The sequence below is a fragment of the Anaerocolumna sp. genome, from assembly GCF_032079385.1.
Classification (GTDB): Bacteria; Bacillota; Clostridia; order Lachnospirales; family Lachnospiraceae; genus Anaerocolumna.
The window spans coordinates 262,185-274,989 of the sequence record NZ_DAMAUC010000002.1; the positions used below are offsets into that span (position 1 = coordinate 262,185).

The 12,805-nt window shown below is 38.6% G+C and carries 15 protein-coding genes; all 15 read right to left on the reverse strand.

Annotated elements, in window-relative coordinates; translation table 11 throughout:
- Positions 1-62: 62 nt before the first annotated feature.
- The 15 genes from eutH to RT261_RS02955 all read right to left on the reverse strand — a co-directional run bounded on the left by eutH (position 63) and on the right by RT261_RS02955 (position 12,790).
- A complete protein-coding gene (gene eutH, locus RT261_RS02885; protein ID WP_313129117.1) occupies positions 63-1,157 on the reverse strand; it encodes an ethanolamine utilization protein EutH in 1,095 nt (364 codons plus the stop codon).
- Positions 1,158-1,169: 12 nt separating this feature from the next.
- Entirely contained in the window at positions 1,170-1,724 is a 555-nt protein-coding gene (locus tag RT261_RS02890) for a BMC domain-containing protein (RefSeq protein WP_313129120.1), read from the reverse strand.
- The gene (locus tag RT261_RS02895) at positions 1,717-1,992 is read right to left on the reverse strand and encodes a EutN/CcmL family microcompartment protein (RefSeq protein ID WP_313129122.1); all 276 of its coding nucleotides are present in this window, start codon (positions 1,990-1,992) and stop codon (positions 1,717-1,719) included. The genes RT261_RS02890 and RT261_RS02895 overlap by 8 nt, the downstream gene beginning before the upstream one ends.
- Positions 1,993-2,007: 15 nt before the next feature.
- Entirely contained in the window at positions 2,008-2,727 is a 720-nt protein-coding gene (locus RT261_RS02900) for a hypothetical protein (RefSeq protein WP_313129125.1), read from the reverse strand.
- A 74-nt stretch (positions 2,728-2,801) separates the two neighbouring features.
- A complete protein-coding gene (eutD, locus tag RT261_RS02905; protein ID WP_313129128.1) occupies positions 2,802-3,443 on the reverse strand; it encodes an ethanolamine utilization phosphate acetyltransferase EutD in 642 nt (213 codons plus the stop codon).
- Positions 3,444-3,455: 12 nt separating this feature from the next.
- Positions 3,456-4,259: a cobalamin adenosyltransferase gene (locus RT261_RS02910; protein ID WP_313129129.1), complete on the reverse strand. Its 804-nt coding sequence runs from the start codon at positions 4,257-4,259 to the stop codon at positions 3,456-3,458.
- 181 nt (positions 4,260-4,440) lie between these two features.
- Entirely contained in the window at positions 4,441-4,731 is a 291-nt protein-coding gene (locus RT261_RS02915) for a BMC domain-containing protein (protein WP_313129131.1), read from the reverse strand.
- A gap of 113 nt (positions 4,732-4,844) precedes the next feature.
- Positions 4,845-6,332: an acetaldehyde dehydrogenase (acetylating) gene (locus tag RT261_RS02920; RefSeq protein WP_313129133.1), complete on the reverse strand. Its 1,488-nt coding sequence runs from the start codon at positions 6,330-6,332 to the stop codon at positions 4,845-4,847.
- A gap of 14 nt (positions 6,333-6,346) precedes the next feature.
- On the reverse strand, positions 6,347-7,087 hold the full coding sequence (locus RT261_RS02925) for a BMC domain-containing protein (protein WP_313129136.1): 741 nt from the start codon (positions 7,085-7,087) through the stop codon (positions 6,347-6,349).
- 1 nt (position 7,088) lies between these two features.
- Positions 7,089-7,745 (reverse strand): ethanolamine utilization microcompartment protein EutL, encoded by a 657-nt coding sequence (gene eutL / locus RT261_RS02930; RefSeq protein ID WP_313129138.1) that lies wholly within the window; start codon positions 7,743-7,745, stop codon positions 7,089-7,091.
- 96 nt (positions 7,746-7,841) lie between these two features.
- Positions 7,842-8,759 carry an ethanolamine ammonia-lyase subunit EutC gene (eutC, locus tag RT261_RS02935; RefSeq protein WP_313129140.1) on the reverse strand — a complete coding sequence of 306 codons (918 nt, stop codon included), beginning with the start codon at positions 8,757-8,759 and terminating at the stop codon, positions 7,842-7,844.
- Positions 8,760-8,823: 64 nt separating this feature from the next.
- Positions 8,824-10,188: an ethanolamine ammonia-lyase subunit EutB gene (locus tag RT261_RS02940; protein ID WP_313129142.1), complete on the reverse strand. Its 1,365-nt coding sequence runs from the start codon at positions 10,186-10,188 to the stop codon at positions 8,824-8,826.
- 187 nt (positions 10,189-10,375) lie between these two features.
- Entirely contained in the window at positions 10,376-11,845 is a 1,470-nt protein-coding gene (eutA, locus tag RT261_RS02945) for an ethanolamine ammonia-lyase reactivating factor EutA (RefSeq protein WP_313129144.1), read from the reverse strand.
- Between the two features lie 74 nt (positions 11,846-11,919).
- Entirely contained in the window at positions 11,920-12,372 is a 453-nt protein-coding gene (locus RT261_RS02950) for a EutP/PduV family microcompartment system protein (RefSeq protein ID WP_313129147.1), read from the reverse strand.
- Between the two features lie 64 nt (positions 12,373-12,436).
- Entirely contained in the window at positions 12,437-12,790 is a 354-nt protein-coding gene (locus RT261_RS02955; RefSeq protein WP_331665379.1) for a BMC domain-containing protein, read from the reverse strand.
- Positions 12,791-12,805: the final 15 nt, after the last annotated feature.

The following is a 12,805-nucleotide window of genomic DNA, read 5'->3' on the forward strand; positions in this document are numbered from 1 at the left end:
TATCAATTGAATTAAAAAATGTTTTTTCAAAAGGTTTTAGAAGTTTATTCTAACCGGTATATCTATTTTACATCCTCATGTTTCAATGTCTTATTTGCAATGAAGATTGCTACAAACAAAGCAGTAATACCGGCAACTAATTTACCAATAATCATGGGTACAATCATTGTGGAATTAAATCCGGCGGTAAATCCAAGATGATCACCAAATACAAAGGCTGCAGAAACTGCGAAAGCTACGTTTAAAATTTTGCCACGGTTATCCATATCCTTCATCATGCCAAACATAGGGATACTATTTGCAAGGGAAGCTACCAAACCTGCTGCCGCAACATCATTCATTCCAAGTAATTTACCAAGTGCCATTAATGGCTTACGAAATACTTTTGTAATAACTAACACCAATGGAAACGCACCAGCAAGAATGATACTTATATCAGCAACAATTTTAAAACCTTCACTAATTGGGGCCATACCTTCTATTAGTACAATACCAGTTAGCTGTTCTACGATACCTACCGCTAAGCCAAAGGTAATAACTGCAACCACAAATTTACCGAAGATTGTAAACCCTTTAATCATTCCATCTTGAAATTTCCATAGGCCCAGAGCGATTAAGATAGCTATAATAATAATAGGAATCAAATTAAGTATTACCATCATTATAGGGAAGCCTGCAACTAAACCACCAACAAAGGAACCAATGGGAATTGTTATCACACCTGCTAAAACACCTGTTGCTAAATATCTTCTGTCCTCATCACGTATAATTCCAAGGCCTACTGGAATGGTAAATACAATTGTAGGTCCAAGCATGGAACCAACAATTAAACCTCCAAACATTCCCGCCTCTTTCGTTTCTGCAAGTGCCTCTGCAAGCGGCGCACCACCCATATCACATGCTAATATTGTTCCTGCGAACATTGCCGGGTCAGCGCCTAAAAAGCCAAATACTGGAACAATAACCGGCTTCAAAATATTTGCCAATACAGGTGCAAGAGCGATAATACCAACCATTGAAATTGCTAAGGATCCAATAGCAAGAATACCTTCTTCGAATTTTTCTCCAAGACCGAATTTATTACCAATAATTCGATCGATTGCACCAAGTACCGCAAATACGACCATGATATAAACAATAATCTCATTTACACTCATGAAAACACCTCCTTATCGCTTTAATAAATTCTCCAGGATATCTCTGTTCGGAGACGGTATAATTGCTATATTTTCTTGCTCACTTTCACTTAAAAGCTGTTTGCATCCAGATATCCCATGCTCAATACTGCTTACCGAACCTGTTACGGCAAATACCATTTTACCGCCAATGGTAAAAGCAAGATATACTCGAATTATTTTAACATCTGCTGATTTTAATACAATATCTAAAGCTTTAATTCCGGTACAAACCATCTTAGTCTCTACAATGCCAACTGCATCTAATTTCTCTATAGGTTCATACTTTCCCCGTATTCCTTCAATAATTGCTGGTGATACTGCATGTACTTTGAAACTGCCGAATAAAGTTTTGCCTCCAATACTGACTCCATAATCAATTGCAGTATCTACTTCACCTTCATTCCCGGACACAATGATAAGAAACTTGCCCGGACAAATTGTTCTAAAATATATAATTTCTACTTCAGCCTTTTTCACTATGGCATCTGCTACATACATTCCTCGGCTGATACTGATAAACTCTAGTGCACCGATACTTTTATTCATACTCTTCTACCACCACAGAATCTACAATACCAACGATTGCCGCATCTATTGGGGAACCGGAAGCCGATAATGCATATCTTGCTGAGCTTCCCCGTACTATAAGTACCTGATCTCCTGCACCTGCACCTACTATATCCGCGGCAACTACCAATTCCTTACTTGGCTTCTCATAAGAATCCACTAGCCGTACTACCAGTAGTTTATTACCATTTAATTTTTCGTTTTTTTTGGTAGCCCAAACGCTCCCTATTACCTTGCCAAGTTCCAATTGCCTGCGCCTCCATCACATTTTAATAAACCGCATATGATGTGCTCTTGCATAATCGAGAGCACTGGGTGTTATGATACTATTCTTTTCAATGCTTATCGCTGCTTGTGATTTTATATTTAAATTCATTAAGTCTTTTTCTAAAATCAGCTTTTTCCTAAGCTCTACCGGTTCTTCACTTCTATCAAAGGTTGCTGTTGTAAAAGAAATAGTCCCTTTACCATCGCCCTGCTGTTTTCGTTGTACTGTTTGTTTTACTTGTTTTTCACTAAGTGAAAATGCACTTTCTGAAGTAAAGATAATACCGTATTGTTTTAAACAATCCTCATACTCTAACAGTCTGCGGTAAAATGTTTTATTTGCCGTTTCCTTGAAGGAACGGTATTCCAGCCCTTCCTCAAGTACAAAAATTTTTTTTCCAAGTAAAAGGGCGTAGCGTATTGCTTCTTCTAAATAACCATCACCACATAAGATTGCCAGATTCACCAATTGTTTCACAGTTACAGATGTAATCAAAATTGCTTCCGCAGAAGAAACCATTTTATGAAGTTCATCTGTCTTATCACTACCCCCATCTGGGATTAACAAATTATATTCTTTTGTTATCGACTCCGAAAGTGGATACATTCCGTCCGATAATACTAACAGCGTCTTTTTGTGTATGCAAGTTTTTTCATATGACCACAAACGATGAAGAACTTCTTTCGTAACTTCTTCAATAATATCTTCGTACATATACTCAACTCTTTTCTTATTGTGAAGATATAAATCTACGTTATTAGTCCTAAAGAACATAGCAGGTATCCTATTTATGCAATAATCAAACCCTTGGAGCCTTTAGTGAGACCGCAAGCATTTGCCTCATCATAATCAATGTGCATCGCCGTACTGAAGTTCTTATCAACTCGTATATCCACATCTTCTAAAATCAAAGGGCGTTCTCCAAATACCTTAACTTTAACCGATTCACCATTGGATACATGAAAACGTTTAGCATCTTCCGGTGTCATGTGAATATGACGCTTTGCAACTATAAGTCCTTCCTTTGCCTCTATTGTTACTCCATTTTTAGGATTTGTTATTTTAATTCCGGGCGTTCCTTTAATATCACCACTAAGCCTTACCGGAACCTTAATTCCAAGGGTCAGCGCATCTGTTAACGACACTTCAACCTGAGACTTACTTCTCTCAGGACCTAATACTACAACATTATGAATAGCATTTTTAGGACCCGTAATGGTAACTCTTTCTTCACAAGCAAACTGTCCGGGCTGAGATAAATCTTTAACAGGAGTAAGCTGATAATCATATCCGAAAAGTGTGTTAATATCTTCTCTGCTTAAGTGAACATGTCTGCCGGAGGCTTCTGTTAGGATAAATAGCTGTTCTTTCAGTTCCTTTAATACTGCATCAACGATTGCATCTATATTAATGTTTGTTTCTGCTAACATACTTCCTACTTTCTATGATTCGTTATATTTTCCTGTAAGATATTTAAACATCATAATCCAAAAGAAAGAGGACAAACGATTAAATGCTCTTATAATATCCTCTCTGGTTACCGTTCCATCTTCTGCTTTAAACGCTTTAAATGCTACTATTTCTGTCTTTCTTGCAAGGGTTCTTAATTTATTTAGATGGGCAGCCATCTCACCCTGCTGATAGGTAGGAAGAAAATGTCTCATTCCAAAATATTGACTTGGATGATAGGATTGTTCCCTTAAATCTTTTTCATTCAAACCTCCGAGAGTAAAATCGCCCACTTCTTCTCCCTTGACTTCACATTGCAGCAGCCTGCGTATAAAGCGTATCACTTCTTCTAACTCTTTGGTTAGCTTGGGCATTTGTAAACGTTCAGAGACCGTCTGTGCAATTATGATTTCCGATTCCAGATAATCAATTGCACCCCGAAGAATAATCCGTCTGTGATCTTTAAATACTAGATAATTTCCCCTAAGATGTGTCATATGCTCTGGTTTATAATCCAGATGAACACCAAATACTGTATCGAATCCCGATGTTGCTTCTAAAGAATGTTTTTTATTCGTCGGCTCTGTTTTATCTTCTGATACTATAGATTTACCATGGCTTATGGAATCGGAACCATGATTATTATCTCTTCCTGTAAGTGTAATGTTCTTCTCTAATAGATGGGCTCTGGCAGAAGGGGTTAATATGGTGTCTTTTCCCATATGAAATTCGCCCTTTTCCTTTAAAAGACCATCACTTATCATCTTTCGAATATCTTGTTCTGTTATTAATGCCATTCCTAACCTCACTATAATCTAATCTGCCTGGTATATCGGGGCTGTTGCAAAATGAATGTTTCAAATATAATTGTAATATCCTGCCTATTTTCTATATCCGCATTTTTATTCTATCTTGCAGCAGCCTCATAAGGCATATCATGAAAGAAGTTTCTATTCCTTCTGTTATCTGAGTTAACAGCTATGCCTGTGTATGGCTATGAGGAAGAATTGCATCCACCTCAGTATGAGGTCTTGGAATTACATGTACAGATATTAATTCACCCACACGTTCTGCTGCAGCAGCGCCGGCATCAGTTGCAGCCTTCACTGCACCAACATCACCTCGTACCATAACAGTAACCAAACCTCCACCTACCTGTTCCTTACCGATTAAAGCTACATTGGCAGCCTTTACCATTGAATCTGCTGCTTCGATTGCACCAACTAAACCTTTTGTTTCAATCATACCAAGTGCATTTGTATTAGACATATTCATTTCCTCCTAATATTCATAGAAAAAGTTACTTATACTAAAATGCATTAAGAAATTATTACATTTCTAACGAAGATTAGTATTACTACTATTATTCTACATTTTATTGTTTATATTAGCTGTTTCATAATTCTTTTTACTATTTCCTCTACCAGTTCTGTATTAACATTACAGTATGCACTGCTACTGGATGATTTGGTATCACCTAGGAAATTATCTGCTTTATTTTTTATATCTTCCAATTCTTTTACACCAAATGCTACACGTTTTATATTAATTAAATCCATTGGACCAATATTATTGGAAGAAGAACTTCCTCCAACCGCACCGCAGCCAAGTGTCAGTGCTGGGAAAAGATTCGTAGCTGCTCCAATACCGCCAAGAGAACCCATTGTGTTAACTAAGATTCTGGAAGCAGGAGCCCGCAAGGCAAAACGTTTAATTAATTCTTCATTAGTACAATGCATGGAGAAGGTATGTCCCATTCCCTCAAAGCTTAATATCTCTACTACTTTATCCATTACGTCTTCAACGGTTTCCTCCACAAAGAAGGCTAAGATTGGTGCTAATTTTTCTCTGGAATAGGGAGCATCATCACCCACTTTGGATTCTTTTGCAATTAAAACTCTTGCAGTGGCTGGCACACCTGTTAAACCGGCAAGTTTGCTTATCTGAGCTACAGATTTTCCAACAATTTGCGGATTCATTGTTCCATTGGCCCTAAGAATAAAACGTGCCAGCTTTTTAGTTTCCTCTTCATTGAGGAAAAAGCCGCCTTGTGAAGCTAATTCTTCCCTTACGGTCTGCTCCATACAACGTTCCACTATAACAGATTGTTCAGACGCGCAAATTGTACCATTATCAAATGTTTTAGAATCCATGATGTGTTTTACAGCTAACTTAACATTTGCTGTTTTATCGATAAAGGCCGGGCCGTTACCTGCTCCAACTCCAATAGCAGGTGTTCCTGAGGAATAGGCAGCTTTCACCATTGCATAGCCTCCGGTTGCTAAGATAAGCTTTGTATTCGGATGTTTCATTAGTTCGTTGGTAGCCTGAAGGGTCGGAATGGTAATGCTGGATATTGCACCTTTCGGACATCCTGCTGCTTCTGCTGCTTCACTGACAATTTTAACTGTTTCCAGAATGCAATTCTTTGCACCGGGATGTGGTGAAAATACAATACAGTTACCCCCTTTAATTGCAATTAGGGTTTTATACATAATGGTAGAAGTTGGATTTGTAGAAGGGATAATACCAGCCACTATACCTACCGGTATTCCAATTTCCATTGTTTTTTTCTCTTTATCTTCACAAAGAATTCCAATTGTTTTTTGATCCTTAATTGCTTCATAAATTCCCATGGAACCAAAAACATTTTTCGTTACTTTATCTTGCCAGATACCAAATCCAGTTTCTTCATTTGCCATTTTTGCAAGGCGCTCAGCATTTTGCAATGCTGCTTCTGCGATTGCTTTTACGATACGATCAATTTTTTCCTGATTGAAGGTTGCCAGTATCTTATGGGCTTCCTTTGCTTTTTTTAAAAGCATACGGACTTCTTGTATTGACATTAAATCTTTCTCTAGTAATTCCATCCGCCGTCTCCTTCTTATCTACGATTTTGCTGTGCTATAATAAGCTGAATTAATTCTTCCTTCTTAGCACTCTTATGAGATTCTGTTAATTCCACACCCTGGCTTTGTAAGATTGCCCGAAGAGTATCATTGCTCTTTTTCCTTAATTCAGTGGTTGTATAAGTCTTTATTGGTTCTGTTTTCAGGGTATTTACTTCCCCATTATCAGTATCTTTATAGCTTTTTATAGTTTCTTTCTCTTTCGTCATTGTATTAGATTCTGTATTTTCAGCACTGATAGTATGAAACCCTACATTCTCAGTTTCGTTTTCTCTGTTCCCGCTATCAAATTTTTGCATCGTGGGTGCAGAGTCCTTTGAAACCACAGTGGGCAAGCCATCCTTATCTTCTTTTTCAGTGCCATCTTCCTGAGAATTTGAGAATTCCGAATTAACACTTTGACTTAACGGTATTACTGGTTTATTCTTGGGTTGAAATAGTTTTATACCTTTTATTAGTACTTTCCCCTCAAGGCTTTCATCTACATAAGGTATGACATGTTTAGCCCGAAGTGTACCAACCCTCTCAGCTGCTGCTGCGCCTGCATCCACAGCAGCGGTAACTGCTCCCACATCTCCAGTGATTTCTACAGTCAGGATTCCCGAACTTACTTTTTCTATAGCCAATAAAGCAACATTGGCTGCTTTAAGTGCAGAATCCGCTGCTTCAATTGCGGGAGGCAAACCGATTACTTCAATCATTCCTAACGCTTGCATCTTATTGATATTCCTTTGGTCTATCCGCTATACTTCTTACTGCTTCTGCAAATGCATTACAGGCTGCATAGCAGGCAGATTGTGAACCTGTTAATAATCCTCCGCCAAAGTTTGTTTCACTTGGAGGTCCATAAAACTCGCATAGCCTGACATCTGCTGCTTTCATAGCTGCATCAAGAGCATAAACTGATTCCAGAGGCGGGGCAATCAAATAAGCAAGGGCTTCTCCCTCTTTGACACCTGCAATCTTTGATAGATAAGATCCGGTTCTCGAAACGGTATGAGCATAATAAACAATGGAATCATCATCATTGGCACTAATAAAGTAAGCATCATTCTCCATAAATGTGATACAAGCATTTAGTCCGCTTCGAACCTCAGCCGGACTTGGACCCGCAAGAATACCGATTACCTCTCCGGCAAGCTTTGTATTTGCATTTGCAGCACCTGCATAAAATGACCTTGCATAAACGACTTCAACATCCGCAGCTTTTGTTGCCTCATCCAAACCAGTGTAGGTTACATCATCACTATCTGCTGTAATAATCCCAAGACTCTTATGGCGTTCTCCAAGAGAAAGCTTTTCCGCCAAATCCGGACTCACATTAGAGATTATCCGAACCGCTAAAATATTTGGGTGTAATTTATCATTTTTCATAATAACCTCGATTCTGGTGCTTTAGCGCCTTAGGATAACCTCGGTTCTGGCACTTTAGCACCATTTAATAATGGTAGCAATCTTTTGCTTTTTATTTTAAACTTTATTTAATTCAATACCGGATACTTTCTTATCCAACATCTTTTTAATCAACTCTGCAGCATGAGCACCAGCCTCAACGGGTGTGGTACCTCCCCGGTGAATGTTAGAAATAACGGTTCTTTTCGATTCCGGAATTCCATGTTTTGGTTTGTAGCAAATATAAGCAGACATGGATTCTGCCGTTACTAATCCCGGACGTTCTCCAACTAGCATACATATTACGTCTGCATCGGTAGCCTGACCAACATCATCCATTGCACCAACTCTGGCGTATTTGATAAAAAGACTTGGAGGCACATTAATCTGATACATGCTAAGGCCTTGCTTCATTGCAGGTATCATATCCTCTACATTTGCTTCAATGGCAGAAGAGGATAGACCATCACCCACGATAATAAGAACTTTCGGATTTTGTCCGCATGTTTTCCTAATGATTTCCAGCTCTTCTTTGCCAAATCTACGCCCCAGATCCGGTCTTGTAATATACTCATCTTTGTCTTTACAAAGTGTTTTAACAAAAATGAAGTTGTTTTTCTTTATAAATTCCTCAGATACATCGGAGAATACAGCGTCTTGTGCTGCCGCATGATCTGCTCTTACACGGAGCATACTCATAGTTTTATAACGTGCTCCGGCTCTTCCCACACCTAATCTTGCAGGAGTTTTACTTTTCATATGAAGATATTCTTCTTTATTTTTAGCATGATCCAGTAAAAACCAAGATTTTAAATCTATTTTAGTTATATCCGGTAAGCATTCTGAAGATACTGCAGTCGCTGTTGCTGTTGTTGTTGCTGTTGTTGCCTGGCCGGCAGGGATTTGATTTGTTGTATTCTTTACCTGATTACCGCCGCCATTTATCATTTGCTCTACCATCTGCTCTACCATTTTTCTAATATTTTGTTCATCCATATATCCACGCTCCTTTCAGCCTTCCATACATAATGTCTCTTTGGGTCTCCCCACTTCTTCCTTGCTAGAATAAGACAGAAGCATCACCAGCTAATTCCGTCAGTTTACCTTTTTCATCAATAAATCCCATTCGAATCATCCATTCATGGAATGGTTTGATGGCAGTTAAACCAAACATTTCACGAAGTGCGGCAGTTTCATGATAACCTGTGGTTTGATAGTTAAGCATAACATCATCCCCATGAGGTATACCCATAAAATAATTACAGCCTGCAGTTGTTAACAACACGGAAAGGTCTTCAATGGTATTTTGATCTGCTTTCATATGGTTGGTATAACATGCATCACATCCCATGGAGATACCGGTTAATTTACCCATAAAGTGATCCTCAAGACCGGCACGATTTACTTGACGGCCGTCATATAGATATTCCGGTCCAATAAATCCCACAACTGTATTTACAATAAAAGGGTTAAAATGTTTTGCAAAACCATAACAACGAGCTTCCATTGTAACCTGGTCTACTCCATGATGTGCTTCTGAGGATAGTTCTGAGCCCTGACCGGTTTCAAAATACATCACATTAGGGCCTTCTGCAGTTCCTTCCGTTAAAGCAAGTTGTCTTGCCTCCTCTAAGGTGGATGCATTAAAACCAAAAGCTTCATTTCCTTTTTCTGATCCTGCAATGGATTGGAAGATTAAGTCCGATGGAGCGCCCTTTCTTATTGCATCCATTTGGGTGGTAACATGAGCAAGAACACAAGTCTGGGTTGGAATCTTGAATTTTTGTTTTATGTCTTCAAATCGTTTAAGTATTCGAACTACACTTTCTGTGGAATCATCTACCGGATTTAAACCTAAAAGAGCGTCACCTGCACCATAGGTCAGTCCTTCCAACAAAGAAGCCATAATACCATCTGGATCATCCGTTGGGTGGTTTGGCTGCAGACGGCAGCTAAGTGTACCCGGTTCTCCAATCGTAGTATTACAATGTGCTGTAATACGAATTTTCCTTGCACCATATACCAGGTCCATATTTGACATTAATTTAGCAACAGCTGCCACTATCTCAGAAGTGATTCCACGACTAATTCTTCGAATATCAGCCCCTGTTGTGTTTTCGTCTAAAATCCATTCACGAAATTCTGCAACTGTCCAGTTCTTAATTTCGTTATAGATTTTTTCGTTTACATCATCTTGAATGATTCTGGTCACCTCATCAATTTCATAAGGTACTGCCGGATTATTGCGAAGCTGTTCTAATGTTATATTGGCAAGTACAATCTTTGCCGCCACACGTTCCTCGGCGGATTCAGCAGCAACTCCGGCAAGGGTATCACCCGATTTTTCCTCATTTGCCTTTGCCATGACATCCATAAGGGACTTAAACTGATAGGTATGTCCTAACAATTGTGCTTTTAAAATCATTGTCTGCTCCTATCTGCGTGTTGACATTTTCAGAACTAACTGATTATTTCACATACACGCGTTTCATATAGTGATTTCAACATACTTTATTTTTGAAGCTATTGCCGGAAACAAACGGCAAATCACTTCCTATTGAAAAATTATTTTCCAACTTATTTGCATTTAGGATTATCCAAAATACAGCTAATTATTTATTAAATACCAAAGTTTTTACAACCACTGGCAGTACGGTACCTTCTGCTACCGGTTTTCCGATATCAATATAATCCCCGTTTTCAACATGAATGCTATCCAGACATACAACATCCTTCTTATATTCAAGCATTCGATACATGGTTTGTCCTAACACTTTCGCCATATCATTTTCTACTAAAATAATGAAAGGAAGTTCCTGTTCCATTAATTCCATCATTCCGGCCAGAAGACCTTTCGCATATTCTGAAACTTGTATAAAGGAAGGAGTCTTGTTTCCCTCAAAAGCAATAGCAACTTTCTGAAGCTTGCCATCCAGCTTAAACCAATTCAGTTTCATTTTGATTGCTTGTTCCATATTTTCAGCTGATTCTTCCTCTTCTTTTGTTAACTTTAGAATCGGTAAGTTTTTAAGTGGAAAGGTATCTTTGGTATAGGTAATAGTACTACCGCTCACTTCCAGTGTTTGAGTTCCTGCGCCAACTACGGTAGCCCGGATTGTTTCAACACTTTTAAGCACCTTAAGTTCTTTGCACAAGGGAGATGCTTTTATAGCTTGTCCTAGTAAGATACCTATATCACCATATGCAAAATCATCTGTTACCTTTTCCTCACCATAAATGTAATCTGCAACACCACCGGAAAACGTAATACTTGTGATTGGACAACTATTTTTAATGGTTTCATCACAGGTAAACTTAGTTACCTGCTCTCCCTCTTTGTGGGTAATAAATAATGAAAATTCTTCGTTCATTGGCCTGATTCCAACGCTCTGCATTAAAGCATAGACCATGGCATCCAGTATAGGCTGTATATTTTCTTTCGTCGCTATGGTGCCCACCCCTAAGGATAGCTTCATTCGTTGAATTAACTCCTTCATCTTCTCTGACAGATAAGTGATTTGTCCTGAGTCTTTATCTATTTTAATTAGACGTCCACCCACATCAAGACATCCGGTATCTTTAACTTCCCCATGGTCAAACAAAGCAAGGTTACTGGTTCCTCCGCCAATATCAATATTTACGACACCGGTACGACCTTCTTTAGAATATACATGAGCTCCAGCACCCTTTCCTGCAATAATACTTTCCAGATCAGGTCCGGCTGTTGCTACTACAAAGTCACCTGCGAAACCACTTAGGGTTTCTAAAACTTCTTTTGCATTCTCCTTTCTGGCTGTCTCACCAGTAATAATTACTGCTCCCGTATTAATATCAGCTTTATCAATTCCGGCATTTTTGTATTCACTTTCAATTATTTCTCTAACCTTTGTTCCATCTATTTCAGTTGGTGAGCGCAGGGGTGTAAAATATATCTCACTTCGATATATAATTTCTTTGCCAACAATCACAACCTTGGGAACAGAGAAATTGGAGGCAATATTTTCAATCATTAACTTCGAAAAAACCAGCTGTGTTGTACTGGTCCCGATATCAATACCTACACTTAACAGTTCTTCTCTCATACCTACTCCATCTTCTTATATCTTATATATTTTCCACCATATAATAGGCGGCTTATAATAGAAACGGCTAGTATTTAGTCATCAATTCGTTCATGTATATAACGAAACAATTCTTCCACTCCTATTTCTTCTACTGTATCTACCTGAAAGACTTTTTGCGCACCCGCTTGTCTTAGCTCCATTTCCACTCTTTTTATATCCTCCTGGGAATCAGCTAGAGTAATTTTAGTTACAATTCCAATGATTTCTTTTGCAAAGGTACCTGCGAATGCCGGCGGTATATAATTATCCCTAACCGTGGGATCACCGAGAATAGCTATTAATTTTGCATCCACCGCTGTCATAATAAGTGCCCGGTAGTAATTACGATTCTCCATATATTCTCCGGGAGTATCGATTGCATTGTTATAAAACTCTACTGATTGTGTCTTTTTATACTTCAATTCCAGTGCATCCAGCTTCTGACATAGTGTTGTTTTACCGCTTCCGGTTCTGCCCATAAATATAATTTTTCCTCCACTACCCATGTTAACCTCATCCTTGTAGATACTTTCTGTAAAAGATTCTAAAATCTAACCATATATCTATTAGTTACGTCCTTGTAATTGCCGCCGGAGTAAATAAAAGTTGTCCTGAAAGTACAGAAACCACATCTCGAATGGCTGATTCAACAGAACTAACATCTCCAACAATCACAAGTGCTCCGCTGAAACGGTCAATAAATCCAAGCCTTACATTGGAGGCTTTGGTCGCCACATCTGCAGCAATAATAGAACCTTCACTGGGTGTTATTGTCATGATGCCAATTGCATTAATCTCCTCAGAAGCCAGTCCTAGTTTTTGATAAATTTCTTCGTCCGGATTTGCAATAATATGGGCAAGTGTAATCTGTTTACCAGGTACAAACTCCTGAACGATTCTTTGCTTTTCATCGATTTGTATGATAAGTCCTCACCACCG